At 69.7% G+C, this 15,608-nt stretch carries 14 protein-coding genes; 6 read left to right on the top strand and 8 right to left on the bottom strand.

The features are described from left to right. Positions 1–106: 106 nt before the first annotated feature. The 4 genes from AB0B98_RS04210 to murJ all read right to left on the bottom strand — a co-directional run bounded on the left by AB0B98_RS04210 (position 107) and on the right by murJ (position 5,691). Entirely contained in the window at positions 107–1,129 is a 1,023-nt protein-coding gene (locus AB0B98_RS04210; protein WP_357360809.1) for a hypothetical protein, read from the bottom strand. Then, entirely contained in the window at positions 1,126–1,842 is a 717-nt protein-coding gene (gene sigM / locus AB0B98_RS04205) for an RNA polymerase sigma factor SigM (RefSeq protein ID WP_357360807.1), read from the bottom strand. Before sigM ends, AB0B98_RS04210 begins: the two co-directional genes overlap by 4 nt. Before the next feature lie 43 nt (positions 1,843–1,885). Continuing rightward, a complete protein-coding gene (locus AB0B98_RS04200; protein WP_357360805.1) occupies positions 1,886–3,493 on the bottom strand; it encodes a protein kinase family protein in 1,608 nt (535 codons plus the stop codon). A gap of 446 nt (positions 3,494–3,939) precedes the next feature. Next, positions 3,940–5,691, bottom strand: a complete 1,752-nt coding sequence (murJ, locus tag AB0B98_RS04195) for a murein biosynthesis integral membrane protein MurJ (RefSeq protein ID WP_357360803.1) — start codon at positions 5,689–5,691, stop codon at positions 3,940–3,942. A gap of 126 nt (positions 5,692–5,817) precedes the next feature. On the opposite strand from murJ, the gene AB0B98_RS04190 reads away from it, so the two are divergent. Both AB0B98_RS04190 and AB0B98_RS04185 read left to right on the top strand, forming a co-directional pair. After that, the gene (locus AB0B98_RS04190) at positions 5,818–7,278 is read left to right on the top strand and encodes a CCA tRNA nucleotidyltransferase (RefSeq protein WP_112700307.1); all 1,461 of its coding nucleotides are present in this window, start codon (positions 5,818–5,820) and stop codon (positions 7,276–7,278) included. 269 nt (positions 7,279–7,547) lie between these two features. Beyond that, entirely contained in the window at positions 7,548–9,659 is a 2,112-nt protein-coding gene (locus AB0B98_RS04185; protein ID WP_357360800.1) for a S8 family serine peptidase, read from the top strand. Positions 9,660–9,787: 128 nt separating this feature from the next. On the opposite strand, the gene AB0B98_RS04180 is transcribed toward AB0B98_RS04185, so the two are convergent. Continuing rightward, positions 9,788–11,311 (bottom strand): SPFH domain-containing protein, encoded by a 1,524-nt coding sequence (locus AB0B98_RS04180; protein ID WP_238669619.1) that lies wholly within the window; start codon positions 11,309–11,311, stop codon positions 9,788–9,790. Between the two features lie 28 nt (positions 11,312–11,339). Beyond that, complete coding sequence (locus AB0B98_RS04175; protein WP_238669618.1) at positions 11,340–11,879, bottom strand: hypothetical protein; 540 nt, start codon at positions 11,877–11,879, stop codon at positions 11,340–11,342. A gap of 117 nt (positions 11,880–11,996) precedes the next feature. On the opposite strand from AB0B98_RS04175, the gene AB0B98_RS04170 reads away from it, so the two are divergent. The 3 genes from AB0B98_RS04170 to AB0B98_RS04160 all read left to right on the top strand — a co-directional run bounded on the left by AB0B98_RS04170 (position 11,997) and on the right by AB0B98_RS04160 (position 13,103). Beyond that, positions 11,997–12,482, top strand: a complete 486-nt coding sequence (locus AB0B98_RS04170) for a methylated-DNA--[protein]-cysteine S-methyltransferase (RefSeq protein WP_357360798.1) — start codon at positions 11,997–11,999, stop codon at positions 12,480–12,482. Positions 12,483–12,513: 31 nt separating this feature from the next. Continuing rightward, entirely contained in the window at positions 12,514–12,720 is a 207-nt protein-coding gene (locus AB0B98_RS04165) for a ribbon-helix-helix protein, CopG family (protein ID WP_357360796.1), read from the top strand. Positions 12,721–12,842: 122 nt separating this feature from the next. Next, entirely contained in the window at positions 12,843–13,103 is a 261-nt protein-coding gene (locus tag AB0B98_RS04160) for a hypothetical protein (RefSeq protein WP_357360794.1), read from the top strand. Between the two features lie 61 nt (positions 13,104–13,164). On the opposite strand, the gene AB0B98_RS04155 is transcribed toward AB0B98_RS04160, so the two are convergent. Beyond that, positions 13,165–14,244 (bottom strand): inositol-3-phosphate synthase, encoded by a 1,080-nt coding sequence (locus AB0B98_RS04155; RefSeq protein WP_238669615.1) that lies wholly within the window; start codon positions 14,242–14,244, stop codon positions 13,165–13,167. Between the two features lie 23 nt (positions 14,245–14,267). Continuing rightward, positions 14,268–14,909: a PadR family transcriptional regulator gene (locus AB0B98_RS04150; protein WP_238669614.1), complete on the bottom strand. Its 642-nt coding sequence runs from the start codon at positions 14,907–14,909 to the stop codon at positions 14,268–14,270. 175 nt (positions 14,910–15,084) lie between these two features. Here AB0B98_RS04150 and AB0B98_RS04145 point away from each other — a divergent pair, with 175 nt between their 5' ends. Then, positions 15,085–15,534, top strand: a complete 450-nt coding sequence (locus AB0B98_RS04145; RefSeq protein ID WP_238669613.1) for a DUF5318 domain-containing protein — start codon at positions 15,085–15,087, stop codon at positions 15,532–15,534. The last annotated feature ends 74 nt before the right edge of the window (positions 15,535–15,608 follow it).

Genomic DNA, 15,608 nt, shown 5'->3' with positions numbered 1-15,608 from the left:
GCCGGCAGCTGACTTCCAGAACGTCATCGTACGAACCGGGGATTCCCGAGCTGGGCATCCGGTGGGTCAGGTCACGTGGGGGGTCATCGTGCCATTGACCGTGGATTCACCCTACCCGCGCCGAATACCGGCTGTCCGAGCCGGACCCAGGCACTCCGCACTCCGGGCCACTCACCCACGCCCACCGGGCGCCGGTCGCGTCGGTGAAGTGGATGACCAGCGCCTGATCGCCCTGGAACCGCGCGTAATCGATCACCTCGATCACCAGTGGCGCCGATCCGCGCTCCGTCGCGACACTGGTCAGACAGCTGGTCAGCGCGGCCTCGTCGGTCAGCCGGGCCAGTTGGTCCGACCCGTAGGGAGAGGGACGGCGACCGCCCTCGGCATCCACCTTCGGCTGCTCGCCCGGTGTGTTGCCGGTCGCCCGGCTGGCGGCCGGTGTGCGTGGCGCGTCAGTGCCGTAGGCGTTGCCGAGGGTCTGCGGGGTGTAGTTCGTACCACTGCGCAGTGCCGGCCCGGTGGTGCGGGCCGTCCCGGCCCCCGCGACGCCCTCCGGCGCGCTGGCCGGCTGGTTCATGGCGTTTGTGCGGCCGGAGTCGTCCGACGCCCGCATCGAGAGCTGGTTGAGGCCCAGCGCAACGGCGATGACGGCGATCGCGGCGGCGGCCACTGGTGCGCCGCGGCGGGCCCAGCCGCGCTGGCGGCGGCCCGGACCGGTGGACGCCCAGCGCCCCGACCCGGCGGGTGGGGGGACGGGAGGCCGGCGACCAGCCCCGCCCTGCGTCGGTACGACCAACGGCGTCGCCGCGTCGCCGGCCCGATCGACGCTGGGCGCGCCGACTGGTGCCTCCTCGGTCGAGGTGTCGGTAGTCCGCTCCGCGGAGGCCAACGCGGCCAGGAGGCGGTCGGTGATCGCCGCCGGCATCTCCGGTGACTGCTCGGCCCAGTGGGTCAGGTCCGTCCGGACCTCGGTCACGGCGGGGGCCAGCAGCGCGTACGCCTCGGCCCAGGACGGGTCCGCGGAGACCAGTTGGGCGACCTCGTCCTGCTGCGGGGTGCCGTCCAACGCCCCGCCGAGGTAGTCAGCGAGGAGGTCGATGTCGACCTCCCGGAACCCCTCGGTCGTCACGTGTCCTCCTGGTTGGCGTCCCGCCGGTATCGACCTGACCTCGATCCGACGCCCTCCACCGGGCCGGGGTTCCCGGGCGTGACGCCGGGCACGCCCGTGATCGGGGCGGGGGGGTCCGGTCGGGCCGAGGGCGTCGCGACGGTGGCGGGGCGGAGATGCCCGAGCAGCACGGCCAGCCGCGCCCGGCCCCGGGCACACCGGCTCTTCACCGTGCCCTCGGCGACGCCGAGGATGCGGGCGACCTCGGCGACCGGATAGCCCTGTACGTCGACGAGCACCAGCGCGGCGCGTTGCTCAAGGGGCAGCGCGGCGAGCGCCTCGCGGACCACCAGCACGGTGTCGTGGTCCGTTACCGGTGCCGCCGGCTCCAGCCCGCCGGTGCCCGATCCGTCGTCGGCCCGGTTGCCGTCCGGCAGCGGCACTGTGGGGTGCGCCTGCCGTCGTCGGATCCGGTCCAGGCAGGCGTTGACCACGATGCGGTGCAGCCAGGTGGTGACGGCGGAGTCGCCGCGGAACCGGGTCGCCGCCCGATGCGCCGACAGCAGGGCGTCCTGGAGTGCGTCGGCTGCCTCCTCGCGGTCGCCGAGCGTCCGCAGGGCCACCGCCCACAACCGGTCCCGGTGGCGGTGGAACAGTTCGGTGAAGGCGTCCCGGTCTCCGGCGACGTGCGCGCGCAGCAGCTCCAGGTCGCTTGCGGCGGCGCGCCAGTCCATCACCGCGTCCAGTGCGTGCGAGGCCCGGATCGTGGTGCCCGGCTCACGACCCCTGGACCGTAATCTCCTGCACCCCCAGCTTGAACCCACCCTCGGACGGAGGCAGCTCGGTGATCCAGAACAGCAGGTACTGGTATTTCTTGTCGGCGTCGAAGCCGTTGAACGTCATTGTGGTGCCGTCGTGGTCCTCGAACGGCTGGCCGATGCCGGTCTTGTAGCTCGCGACCAACTGCTTGTCACCGCTGGAGCTGGACTCCGGTTTGATCGTGCCGGCGAGCAGTTGAGCGGACGCGCCGGTAGCCGACAGCACCGCCTGCACCGACCTGACGGTGTGCGGCTCGCCGAGGTCGATCCAGACGCCCATGCCCTTCTTCAGGTTGCCGAAGTTGGGCTTGTTCACGTAGGTCTCGGTCTCCCAGCCCTTGTCCTCGTCACCGTCGATGACCTTCTCGGCGTCACGGACCTCACTGCGGTCCTTGCTGTCCGGGTCGATGATCCGGACGCCCTTCACCGTCAGCTTGCGGGCGGTCGCGGCGGCCGGGGTGGCGTCGCCGGCCGGGGCACTTGAGGTCGGTGCGGCGACCGGGTTGGACTGCGGGTCCTTGTCGTCGCCACCCAAGGCGATGATCCCGATCAGCAGACCGACCAGGGCAACGGCCAGCAGACCGGCGATGCCGACGGCGACCTTGCGGCCCCCGGCCGCGGCCAGCGGTGACGGCTCTTCCCCGGTTTCGCCGGCGAACCGCAGCGGCCCGCTGTTGTCGAGGTAGTGCTCGTCCTCGGCCGGCACGTCCAGTCGCGCCAGTTCCGCGGCGAGCACGTCGGAGGACGGCGGCGCGATCTCGGCGTCGAGCAGGTCCATGGTCAGGTCGTCCAGGTACGCCGGAACGCCCGCCCGAACCTGGCGCGGTGCCGCGATGGCACCCCCGGCGTCCCGAACAGCGTCCGGGATGGCGGCGCGGCCGTGGCCGGCGGTGGCGCCGTGAAGTGGTGCCTCGGCGTGTGGCCAGGAGCCGGTCAGCGCGAAGTAGAGAACCCCGCCGACCGCCCGGATGTCGTTCTCCTGGCTGTCGGCGCCGTCGGTGCGGGCGTCGGCCAGGACCACTCGGCCCTCATCGCTGATCATGACGGTGCCGGGGTGGACGTTGCCGTGCACCATGCCGGTGGCGTGCACTGCGGCGAGCGCGCTCGCGACGGCGTTGCCGATCGCGGTGGCCCGGGCCGGGTCCAGGGGGCCGTCGGTCGCCAGGTCCCGCAGGGACTGCCCGTCGACCCACTCGCGCACCACGTACGCCCGGTCGGCCTCGTCGATCGCGTCGTAGACGCCGACCAGGTTGGGGTGGATTACCCGGCTGGCCGCGACGGCGGCCTGAAGCATCTCGGTGGCGGAGTCACCACCCGGGTAACGCAGCACCACGGCAACGGGACGGCGCAGGATGACATCGACCCCGCGCCAGACCAGCCGACCCGCGCTGTCGTTGTTGATGTGCTCAACCAGTTCGTACCGCTCGGCGAGGACTTCACCGGCCGTGGGAGCACCGAAGGTCATGACCGGAGGAGCGCTTTCGTCTGCCTCCTGACCCTCGCCGACCTGGGTCACCCGTCCTCCCTCGGTGATCGTGTCGATCGATGAACCCGAACTGCTGGGCATGTGGCTTCCCGCTCTGCCGTTGAAGGAACCGGCCGACCGGTGTCGACGCCCAGCGTCGGCCCCTGCCGTACCCGTCGAGAGCGACCTTACCCGGGTTGCCCGTCTCTCCGACATGTCATCTTCCCGCCGTACCTGGCGGGGTTCCGGCCTGTCGAAGAGCTCGTCCGGTTACGACCGTTGTCAGCCACGTTGCTGGCACATGTACTAGCTAATCTACGGCTTCACCGCAAGTGACCGACGCCGGGGCTGGGCTGGCGTGGCGCTCGCGCTGCCTCGTACGTTCCCACCGATCGGGTCGCCACCCTCAGCCGTACGGTTGGTTATCCACAGGCCGAAGCGGTGGTTGACCGGCGAATCGCGGAGTTATCCACAGGTGCATCCCCAGCCTGGTGATCCGTGGTCACGGTCCGTATGAGTGCCAACTTGTTGTAATCGGGTGTGGACGTTCAGCGACCGAGGCGGCGGCGAACCATCCCGACCACCTCGGTGATCTCCCCGATCCGCAGCAGCATGGCCAGACCCAGGTAGCTCCCGCCGATCACCACGCCACCGATCACCAACTGGACGATCGCCTCCAGGCGGCTGGGGGTGTCGTCACCGGGCAGCAGCTTCACCACCAGGAGGCCGACCACTGCCGAACCCAACGCCGCCACCGCGACCCTGCCGCCGGTCCGCATGATCTCGCCGAGCCCGATTCGACCGACGCGCGGCCGAAGCAGCCAGGCCGAGCCGATCGCGGCAGCCAGATAGGAGACCGTGTTGCCGATCATCATTCCCGCACCGGCGAAGCTCGCCGAGAAGGCGACGTACAGCACGATCTGCACCCCGATTCGCAGCGCCACCACCGGGATGTTGATGAGAGCCGGCGTGCGGGTGTCGGGCAGCGCGTAGAACGCGAAGGTGAAGAGCTGACTGACAGCGAACGGGACCAGCGCGAGCGCGGCGGCGAGCAACACGACGGACGTGGCGGTGGCGTTGTCCTCGTTGAACGCGCCGAACCGGAACAGCGTGAACGCGATCGGGGTGGCAAGGACGGCGTAGCAGACCGCGATCGGGGCGAGCACCGCCGTGACCGTGCGGGTACCCCGGGAGAGGTCGGCGGCGAGGTCGGCGTACCGGCCGTCGGCGGCGGCCGCGCTCATCCGGGGCATCAGCGCCGTGATGATCGAGACGGCGATGATGCCGTGCGCGGTCATCAGCAGCAGGAACACGTTGTTGTAGATCAGCGGGCCGGCGGCGTTCTCCTTGCCGGCCCGGTTCAGCAGGTTGAACAGCACGATCAGGCCGACCTGGCTCACCGCGACGTAGCAGATCATCCAGGCTCCGAGCCGGCCCAGCTCGCGTAGCCCCAGCTCGCGGAAGTCGAAGCGAAGCTTCCAGCGGAAGCCGACCTTGCGCAGTGCCGGCAGCAGGCCCATCGCCTGGATGGCGACGCCGAGCAGGGTGCCACCGCCAATCAGCAGGACCCGCCCGGTGGTCATGTCGTCCGGCTTGACGATCTCCGCACCGAAGATCGCGATGTAGAGGCCGGCGGTGCCGATCACCACCAGGTTGTTCAGGATCGGTGCCCACATCGGGGCGGCGAAGTGCCCCCGGGTGTTGAGCACCGCACTGATCAGCGCGCTCAACCCGGAGAAGAAGATCATCGGCAGCATCAGGCGGGCGAGCCCGGTGACCAGCCCTGAGTAGCCGTCAGCCGACTCCTCTCCGCCGTAGAGCCAGGTCAGCGGCGCTGCCAGCAGGAGAGCGAGCAGGGCCGCCGCGCCGAGTGCGAGCACCGCCAAGGTCAGTAGCCGCTGTGCGTACGCCTGACCGCCATCAGTGTCGATCTTGCGTCGCCGCACCAGCACCGGGATCAGCACGCTGGTGAGGACACCGCCGAGCAGGAACTCGTAGACCATGCCGGGCAGGATCTGCGCGGTGGTGTACGCGTCACCGACCAGCGCGCCGCCGAGCGCCGCGCCGATCACCAGGTTGCGCAGGAAGCCGGTGCCCCGGCTGACCAGGCTACCGATCGCCATCACCGCGCTGTTGGCAGCCGCGCTCGCCTCGGCCACCTGTTCCTGCGGTGGTGCGGTCGACTCCATGGCCGGCTGGTTCAGCGGCTCGGCGGAGATGAAGGTGGCGCCATCCCCGGGTCGGGCGTTGGTACCGCCATCGTTCGCGGCGTTGGCGCTGCGGTAGAGCCCGCCGCTCATCTCCAGCCTCCCAGGGGTACGTCGAGTCGGACACCGACCCGCACGCCACAGACCATAGTCAACCCCCACCCGTTACCCGCGCCCGGCGGATCGGATCACACCCCGGCCCGATAAGCTGGTGATCCCATGTCCGAAGCCTCCGCTCCTCACGCCGCCGACCGCCGCGAACTCACCGCCGCGCAGCGCAACGCCGTCGCCGAACTGCTCCGGGTGTCCCCGGTCGCCGACGAGTTGGGCCGCCGCTTCGTCCGCGCCGGTCACGAGTTGCACCTGGTGGGCGGTTCGGTGCGGGATGCCCTGCTCGGTCGACTCGGGGATGACCTCGACTTCTGCACCGACGCGCACCCCGACGAGACCCTGCGGATCATCAAGGGCTGGGCCGAGTCGATCTGGGAGACCGGTCGGGAGTTCGGCACCATCGGCGCTCAGCGCGACGGCCTCCGACTGGAGATCACCACCTTCCGTGCGGAGTCGTACGACCAGGTCAGCCGCAATCCGGTGGTGGTGTACGGCACCAGCCTCGACGAGGACCTGAAGCGGCGCGACTTCACGATCAACGCGATGGCTGTGAGCCTGCCGGACCACCGGTTCACCGACCCGCACGGTGGGCTGGACGATCTCTCGGCCAAGGTGATCCGTACCCCGAGCACGCCTGGTGAGTCGTTCGGCGACGACCCGCTGCGGATGCTGCGGGCCGCCCGGTTCGCCGCCCAGCTGCGTTTCGCCGTGCACCCGGACGTGCACCTGGCGATGACCGAGATGGCCGCCGACCTGGACCGGATCACCGCCGAGCGGATCCGCGACGAGTTCACCAAGCTGCTCTGCGGCGCGGACCCGATCACCGGGCTGCGGCTGCTGGTCGACACCGGGCTGGCCGAGCGGTTCCTGCCGGAGCTGACCGGGCTGAAGCTGGAGATCGACGAGCACGCCCAGCACAAGGACGTCTACGAGCACACGTTGACTGTCGTCGAGAACGCGGTCTCCTACGAGGAGGAGGGCTGCGACTTCATCCTGCGGATGGCCGCCCTCCTGCACGACGTGGGCAAGCCGGCGACGAAGGCGGTCGGGTCCGACGGCCGCGTCAGCTTCCACCACCACGAGGTGGTCGGCGCCCGGCTGACCAAGGCCCGGATGAAGGCGATGCGCTACCCCAAGGACGTCACAGCGCAGGTGACCGCGCTGGTCGCGCTGCACCTGCGTTTCTACGGGTACGGGCGGGGCGAGTGGACCGACTCGGCGGTGCGCCGCTACGTCGCCGACGCCGGTGACCTGCTGCCCCGCCTGCACAAGCTGACCCGCTCCGACTGCACGACCCGCAACCGGCGCAAGGCCGCCCAGCTCGCGGCCGACTACGACGCGCTGGAGGATCGGATCGCCCGGATCGCGGCCGAGGAAGACCTGGCGCGGGTTCGACCCGACCTGGACGGTAACGCGATCATGGAGCTGCTCGGCGTACCGCCGGGGCCGGTGGTCGGGCGGGCCTGGAAGCACCTCAAGGAGCAACGCCTTGAGCACGGTCCGCTGGACCGCGACGCCGCCGAGGCGGAGCTGCTGCGCTGGGCTCGCGCCGAGGGCATCCTCGGCTGACGCGCGCAACGTCAGTGTTGGTCAGGTAGCGCCGTCTGCAGCGAGGTGGCGGGAGCCGTCACTTCAGGGCGTGGCTGCGGCGCTGCACGGCTGTCCGGTCGACGACGAAACGCCAGCGGATCGACCGAATGGCTGAGGTGTATCGCTTTCATCGTCGTCCATGATGGCTGGGCGTCCGTCGGCTACCGGTGCACTGACACCGCCGCCGACCCCACCGCCCGTCCGGTCGTCCGGATTGGACGGGCGACGACCAACGGGGAGATCACCTAGTGAAACGCCGTGGCGTGATACGCCGCTCGGCGGTGGCGAGCCTTGCTCTCGCCTCCGCAACCATCATCGTCAGCGCCGCGACCGGCGGGGCCGCAATGGCCGAACCGACCGCTCCGTTGGCACCGAAGCCCGCAAGCAAGTTGACCGCTCCCAAGCAGGACGGCCGGTTGGCCAAGGCCAAGCCCGCCGAGGTCGTGCCGGGTCGCTACATCGTGGTGCTCAAGAACAAGAAGACCACCCCCGCCAAGATCAAGGCTGCCGCCTCGGCTCTGGCCAAGGAGAACGGTGGCAGCGTCGGCCGGCTGTACAGCAGCGCCGTCAACGGCTACTCCGCCGCGATGACCGCGAAGCAGGCCGGCCGGCTGGCCGCCGACCCGGATGTCGCCTCCGTGGAGCCGGTGGTCCGCTTCCACAAGAGCGGAACGCAGAGCGCGCCTCCCTCCTGGGGCCTGGACCGGATCGATCAGGTCTCGCCCAAGCTGAATGGCAGCTACACCTACCCCACCACCGGTGCCGGGGTGAGGGCGTACATCGTCGACACTGGCATCGACATCAATCACAGTGACTTCGGTGGCCGTGCCTCGTACGGCTACGACGCGGTCGAGCGGGACAATGTGGCGCAGGACTGCAACGGTCACGGCACGCACGTGGCGGGCACCGTCGGCGGCACGAAGTACGGCGTGGCCAAGGGTGTCAACCTGGTCGCCGTCCGGGTCCTCGACTGCGAGGGTTCCGGCACCACCGAGGAGGTCCTGGCCGGGATCGACTGGGTGACCGCCAACGCGCAGAAGCCTGCCGTGGTCAACATGAGCCTCGGCGGGCCGGAGGACCCGGACTCCCCGGCGCTCTCCAACGCGGTCAGCAACTCCATCGCCACCGGTCTCACCTACGCGGTGGCCGCCGGCAACGAAGCGGACGATGCCTGCTACTACACCCCGGCCAGGGTGTCGGCGGCGATCACCGTCGGAGCCACCGACAGGATCGACCGTCGGGCCTCGACCGAGTACTTCGATTCGAACTACGGTTCGTGTGTCGACGTCTGGGCTCCGGGCGTGGACATCGTCTCGGCGGCAAGTGGGACCACCGACGGGTCGGTGGCCTTCAGCGGGACCTCGATGGCGTCGCCGCACGTGGCGGGAGCCGCTGCGCTGCTGCTTCAGTCGAACCCGACGTGGTCTCCGTCGCAGGTGCGCAACACGATAGTGACCCGAGGGCTCGCCGGCGCTGTGTTGAACCCGCAGGGCGGGGTGGACCGTCTGCTCAACGTCGCGTCGGCCCTCTCTCCCGCGCGCACCGCGCACGGCCTGCTGGCGCGTTCCAACGGCTATTTCGTCTCGGCTGACGGTGCTGGCAGCAAGCCGCTGGCCTCCGTCGGCCCGGTGCTGGGCGGCTGGGAGAAGTTCGACATCGTCGAGGCCGGCAGCGGCCTGGTCGCACTGCGGGCGAACGTCAACGGCAAGTACGTCAGCGCCAACGGTGCCGGCAGCAAGCCGCTGATCGCCGCTGCCGCGTCGGTGAGCACCTGGGAGAGGTTCCAGCTGGTTCACAACATCGACGGCACGGTGAGCCTGAAGGCCACTGTCAACAACAAGTACGTCAGTGCGCCCAGCAACGGTGGCCCGCTGATTGCCAGCGCGGCCAACGCCAGCACCTGGGAGAAGTTCGACCTCGAGACGAACCTGATCGTCAGCTTCAAGTCGTCCGCGAGCGGCAAGTACGTCTCCGCTGACGGTGCCGGGAGCAAGCCGCTGATCCCGGTGGCCGCGACGGTCAGCACCTGGGAGAAGTTCGAGCTGTTCGATCTGGACTTCTACGGCTACTTCGGCCTGCGGTCGTTGGCCAACGGCAAGTGGGTCTCGGCGACCGGTGCCGGATCGCAGCCGATGGTCGCCTCGGCCACCGGTATCGACGCCTGGGAGGCCTTCACCTTCTGGCATCGGGGTGTTGGCACCACGGACGGGTCGGGCTGGATCTACGCGAACGTCGACGGGCAGGCGGTCAGTGCCGGCAGCGCCGGCACCAGCCAGCTGATCCCGAACAAGAACTTCGACTTCTCTGCTCCGGACTTCGGTCTCTCGGCGGGCGAGCGCTTCGTCATGAACCTCGCCTGAACCAACAACGGAATTACCACCGGCGCCCGCCGGCACCCCTCCTTCGGGAGGCGGTGCCGGCGGGCGCCGGCCGTCCGTGGGTCATCCGGTGCCGGCCAGAGCCCTGACGGCCGGCCGGTCACTCGGGCTCAGCGCGAGACGGTACTGCCGTCCACAGTGTCGACCCCGGTGGTCGGCGCGGTGGCGTCGGTGCGTCCGGCACCGAGCCGTGCCAGCAGGCCGGGCAGGTCGATCCCGGTGAGGTCGCTGCCGAGCTGGAGGCCCTGGGCCACGTTGCCGGCCACCGACTTCGTGAGCGACGACGCGCCGTCGGTGGAGATGACCGTCATCTTGTCGATCGCCCCGATCGGCGCGCTGGCCGCCTCGACGACCTGCGGCAGCACCTTGACCAGCAGGTCCAGTACGGCCGCTTCCCCGTACGCGGCGAACGCCTCGGCCTTGCGCGCCATCGCGTCGGCCTCGGCCTCACCCTTGGCGAGGATGGCCGCGGCCTCGGCCTGACCTTCCCGCTCCACCGCCTCGGCGATGGCGGAACGCCGCCGCTGCTCGGCCTCACCCTCCTTGGCGCCTTCGATGGCGTTGGCCTCGGCGAGCGCGGCACGTCGGGCCCGCTCACCCTCACCGGTGAGGCGGGCCTGCTCGGCGGAGGCCTGCGCGGCGGCGATGACCGACTGGCGCTGCGCGTCGGCGTGCAGCACCGCCGCGTTGCGGGACGCCTCGGCCTCCTGCTCCACCTTGTACCGGGCCGCGTCGGCCGGCTTGCGAACCTCGGTGTCGAGCTGGCGCTGCTTGAGTTCGGCGTTCCGCTCAGCCACCTTCTGCTGTTCGGAGAGGATCGCCTGGTCCCGCTCGGCCTGGGCGAGCGGTCCGGCCGCTGCGGACTTCGCCTTCGCCGCGTCGATCTCGGCCTGGATGCCGGCCTGCTTGAGGGCCAGGTTGCGGTTCGCCTCGGCGATGGCCTCCTCGGCCAGCAGTCGCTCCTGCTCGGCCTGCTGCCGGGCCCGGGCCTCGGCGATCGCCGCGTCCTTGAGCACCCGGGCGGCCTCGGGTCGGCCCAGGTCCTGGAGGTAGGAGCCTTCGGCGAGGATGTCCTGGAGTTGGAAGGTGTCCAACACCAGACCCTGGTTGGTCATCGAGTGCTCGGCCTCCTCGGCGACCGCGCTGGCGAACGCCGCCCGGTCCCGGATGACCTCCTCGACGGTGAGCCGGCCGACGATCGAGCGCAGCGCGCCGGCCAGCACCTCCCGGGTGAAGTTGTCGATCTCGTCCTGCTGGTGCAGGAACCGTTGGGCGGCGGCCCGGATCGCGTCCTCGGTGCCGCCGACCTTGACGATCGCCACCCCGTGCAGGTCGGCGCGGATGCCCTGCTTGCTCACGGCGCCCCGGATGCCGACGTCGATCCGCCGGCTGGACAGGTCGAGCGACTGGAGCTTCTGCACCACCGGCAGCACGAACACCGAGGCGCCCAGCACGACCTTCTGACCGGAGTTGTCGGTGGACCGCCCGCCGTCGGCGGTCTGGGTGGTGCGGCCCTTGCGACCGGTGACGATGAACGCCTCGTTCGGGCCGGCCACCTTGATCCGGGAGAGCACGAAGAGCACCAGGATGAGCGCGAGGAGGACCGCGCCACCGATGGCGATGAGTAGGGCCATATGAGGAGTCCCGTCTATGAGGGGTAGGTCAGTAGGTCTCTACGTGCACGCTGGTCTCACTGAGCGCCTGCACGACGAAGACCTGTGCGCCGATCGGGATCGGCTGGTCCGCGCGGGCGCTGAGCTTGACCGGTTGGCCGGCGAGGCGGATGCGAACCTCGCCGTACCCGTTGGCCGGCACCGGGGTGACGACCAGGCCGAGCGCGCCGACCAGGTCGTCGCGGGTGGGGGTGGGGTCGGTGCGCATGTTCCGCGCCGCCCGGCTCAGCCGGGACGCCAACCAGCCGGTGGGCACGGCTGCGAGCACGCCGCCGGCCGCCGCCCCGACGACCATGCCGGGGGTACGCGCACCGAGCAGCTCGTTGACGATGGCCGCGCCGAACCCGAAAGCCCCGGCGAAGCCGGCGACCGTCTCGACCGAGATCGGCCCGTCCACGTCGGCGTGCCCGAACTGGAGCAGCTCGGTGCCGAGCAGGGCGAGCGCGAGCACACCGATGCCCGCCCCGCCGATGATCAGAAAGATGAGCGTCCCGGTTGCCACGACCTTGACGGTATCGACGCCGCGCAACGCTGAACGGCCTGGCAGGGCCCCAAGATGATCTACCGATGCCGGGTCGGGAGTGGCGCTCAGCCCGACGTTGGTGGCCGGGCCGGCGAGAGAGCCCGGGTCGGGGAGAATAGGTGGATGCGCTGGACTGTGCTCGACTCACCGATCGGTGAGTTCTCCGTCGCCACCGACGGCACGAGCGTCCGCGGTGCCCATTTCGGCCGGTTCGAGGCTGCCACCATCGAGCCCGACGACGCGCTGTCCCGGCAGGCCGTCGACGAGCTGCGGGCGTACTTCGCCGGTGAGCTGACCGCGTTCACCGTCCCGGTGTCGGTGCCGCGTGGCTCCGACTTCGAGCGCGCCGTGTGGCGGGAGATGACGCGGATCCCGTACGGGGAGACGCTGACGTATGGCGAGGTGGCGCGCCTGGTCGGCGATCCCGGCGCGGCACGGGCGGTGGGCGTGGCCTGCAACCGCAACCCGGTCCCGGTGCTCGTGCCCTGTCACCGGATCGTCGGCGCGGGCGGCAAACTGGTCGGCTTCGGTGGGGGCCTGCCGCGCAAGGTCACGTTGTTGGAGTTGGAGGCCGGGGTCGCGCTGCGACACGCCTGGGCTGGAAGTTGACGCCATTCAACCAGGGTTATACAACTTCGGTATGGCCTTCACCCTGACGCTCAAACCCGATGTCGAACAGCGACTCAAGGAGCTTGCCGAGGCTGAGCAGCGGTCGATGCACAAGACCGTGGAGGTGGCGATCCAGGCGTACCTGGACCGCCACGATCGCGACCACTGGACCCGCCAGGCAGCTCGACAGGTGTTCGCGGAGGACGCGAAGTTCTTCGAGATGCTGGGCGAGCGGTGAATCATGCCTGGCCAGACGCGGAGGATCTACTGACTCTCCTTGGCGAATGGACCGGGCCCAAGAGTCGAGTGCGTGATGCGGGAATCCTCGTCGCAGCGGCAGCACGCCCGCATGCGCGCCTCGTGGGGCGGGCTGTCTATCCGACAGTGCTCGACAAGTCGGCAGCGCTTCTGCATGGCCTGATGATGTGGCGACCACTCGACGTCTGGAACGCCGGACTTGGTTGGGCTGCGATGCGGGTCCTCCTGGGCCGGGCCGGCTTCGTCCTCAACATGCCCCCCAAGGAGCGGATGGCGTTGACCGACGCGCTGGTCAGTGGCGAGGTCGACTCGGTTGACGAGTTGGCGTTGCGGCTGTCGCCGTACCTGGAAATGTCGAGCTGAACGCGGCAAGGGCCGGGTCCATGCGGACCCGGCCCTTGCCCGTGCTTGGCGATTCAGCGCGTCAGCGCGTGACCTCACCGGCGATGAACTCCTCGACGGCCTGGTGGGCGTCGTGGTCGGCGTACTGCACCGGCGGGGACTTCATGAAGTACGACGAGGCCGACAGGATCGGGCCACCGATCTTCCGGTCCAGGGCGATCTTCGCGGCCCGGACCGCGTCGATGATGACGCCTGCCGAGTTCGGAGAGTCCCACACCTCGAGCTTGAGCTCGGCGTTGAGGGGGGTGTCGCCGAACGAGCGGCCCTCCAGGCGGATGTACGCCCACTTGCGGTCGTCCAGCCACGGCACGTGGTCCGACGGGCCGATGTGCACGTCGCTCTTGCTCATCTCGTGCGGGATCTGCGAGGTGACCGACTGGGTCTTCGAGATCTTCTTCGAGACCAGCCGCTTGCGCTCCAGCATGTTCATGAAGTCCATGTTGCCGCCGAAGTTGAGCTGGTACGTGCGCAGCAGCTCGACGCCGCGGTCCTCGAAGAGCTTCGCGAGGGCACGGTGCACGATGGTGGCGCCGACCTGGCTCTTGATGTCGTCACCGACGATCGGCAGGCCCGCGTCGGTGAACTTCTGGGCCCACTCCGGGTCGGAGGCGATGAAGACTGGCAGGGCGTTGACGAACGCGCAGCCGGCGTCGATCGCGGCCTGGGCGTAGAACTTGGCGGCCTGCTCGGAGCCGACCGGCAGGTAGCAGACGACGACGTCGACCTGCGCGTCGCGCAGCGCCTGCGCCACGTCGACCGGGGTGGCGTCCGACTCCTCGACGATCTCGCGGTAGTACTGGCCCAGACCGTCGAAGGTCGGACCGCGCTGCACGCTGACGCCGGTCGGCGGCACGTCGCAGAGCTTGATGGTGTTGTTCTCGCTGGCGACGATCGCCTCCGCGAGGTCCATGCCCACCTTCTTGGCGTCCACGTCGAATGCCGCGACGAACTCCACGGCGTTGACGTGGTAGTCGCCGAAGGCGACGTGCATGAGACCCGGGACGCGGTCGTTCGGGTTGGCGTTCCGGTAGTACTCGACGCCCTGAACCAGGGACGAGGCGCAGTTACCCACACCGACGATGGCGACGCGGACGGAGCCCATAGCGTCTGCCTCCTTCTTTTCTGTCACGGCCGCTCATTCCTGGTCTCTCCAGGCGGAGGCGGGCTGTTGTCTTCTCGTCGGCCGCCGGCTGTCCCGATGTTGTTCGGGACCGTCGGGGCTCGGCCGGAGCGCTCGTTGGCGATGAGCTCCTCCAGCCAGCGGACCTCGCGCTCACAGGCATCAAGGCCGTGGCGCTGCAGTTCCAGGGTGTAAGCGTCGAGGCGCTCGGCCGCCCGGCCCAGCACGTCACGAAGCCCTTCGCGACGCTCCTCGATCTTGCGGCGGCGACCCTCCAGAATGCGCAGTCGGGTCGCCTGGTCGGTCCGGGCGAAGAACGCGAAGTGCACCCCGAAGCCCGTGTCGTCGTACGTCTCGGGCCCGGCCTGTGCGATCAGCTGGGCGAAGCGTTCCTTGCCTTCCGCGGTGATTTTGTAGACCACCCGACCTCGTCGGCTGGTCAGCGCGGGAACCTCCTCGGCAGTGGCGGGTGTCTCAGCAGCTTCGGTGATCCATCCCGCCGCCTGAAGCCTGCGTAGCGTGGGATAGAGCGAGCCGTAGCTGATCGCCGCCCGGATCGCGCCGAGTTTGGCGGTCAGCTCCTTGCGCAGCTCATAGCCGTGCATCGGAGACTCCTGCAGGAGGCCGAGGATGGCGAACTCAAGCACTGGCCACCCTCTCTTTACCCTCCGGCGTGGAGCGGTAACCGCCGCGATGTATCGGACCGATACATCGCACGTTAGCGGGTCGTGCCGGCCAGGGCAAACCCCCGTTCCGAGATGCCCTCGTCACGGATTGTGAGCGTGGTCGCCTGGTCGGGCCGGACCGCGTACCCTTCTCCGCATGCGTACGCAGCGCCAGGTCGTCGACTACTCGCTTCAGAAGCGAGCAGTGCTGCGTGAGCTTCTGGCCGGCCGAGTCGGCACGTACGACGTCTGCGACGCGTCGCCGTACCTGAAGAACGCCGCTCGGTTCCATGGCGAGCCGACCGACCGGCGCTGCCCGATCTGCCGCAGCGAAAACCTGACCCTCGTCCACTACATTTACGGTGACGAACTCAAGCAGTCCGCCGGGCAGGCCCGGACACTGGCCGAACTGCCGGTGCTGGCGATGACGCTGCGTGAGTTCCAGGTCTTCGTGGTGGAGGTGTGCCTCGGTTGTGACTGGAACCATCTCGTCGAGCAGTACCTGCTCGGCCGGGACGGGCTGACCGGCGACAGCGACGGCACCAACGAGCAGGACGCGGCGGGCGCCGAAGGCGCCGGCCGGCGGAGGCGAGAGGCGCAACGGTGATCTCAGCTGGTTGTACCGGCCCCGGGGCCGTAGGCGAAACCCGGGACGGTCGACCGCTTGTTGGTCCGATTGGC

Source organism: Micromonospora sp. NPDC048947 (assembly GCF_040649495.1).
In the GTDB taxonomy this organism is placed as follows: domain Bacteria; phylum Actinomycetota; class Actinomycetes; order Mycobacteriales; family Micromonosporaceae; genus Micromonospora; species Micromonospora alfalfae.
The sequence above is the reverse complement of the archived record's forward strand: the minus strand, read 5'-3'. Positions and strand labels throughout refer to the sequence as shown.

Bases quoted from the DNA above. Each gene is read 5' to 3' on its own strand.
- sigM (WP_357360807.1), bottom strand. From the start codon at position 1,842: ATGGACTGGCGCGCCGCCGCAAGCGACCTGGAGCTGCTGCGCGCGCAC.
- AB0B98_RS04200 (WP_357360805.1), bottom strand. From the start codon at position 3,493: ATGCCCAGCAGTTCGGGTTCATCGATCGACACGATCACCGAGGGAGGA.
- murJ (WP_357360803.1), bottom strand. From the start codon at position 5,691: ATGAGCGGCGGGCTCTACCGCAGCGCCAACGCCGCGAACGATGGCGGT.
- AB0B98_RS04190 (WP_112700307.1), top strand. From the start codon at position 5,818: ATGTCCGAAGCCTCCGCTCCTCACGCCGCCGACCGCCGCGAACTCACC.
- AB0B98_RS04180 (WP_238669619.1), bottom strand. From the start codon at position 11,311: ATGGCCCTACTCATCGCCATCGGTGGCGCGGTCCTCCTCGCGCTCATC.
- AB0B98_RS04170 (WP_357360798.1), top strand. From the start codon at position 11,997: ATGCGCTGGACTGTGCTCGACTCACCGATCGGTGAGTTCTCCGTCGCC.
- AB0B98_RS04165 (WP_357360796.1), top strand. From the start codon at position 12,514: ATGGCCTTCACCCTGACGCTCAAACCCGATGTCGAACAGCGACTCAAG.
- AB0B98_RS04155 (WP_238669615.1), bottom strand. From the start codon at position 14,244: ATGGGCTCCGTCCGCGTCGCCATCGTCGGTGTGGGTAACTGCGCCTCG.
- AB0B98_RS04145 (WP_238669613.1), top strand. From the start codon at position 15,085: ATGCGTACGCAGCGCCAGGTCGTCGACTACTCGCTTCAGAAGCGAGCA.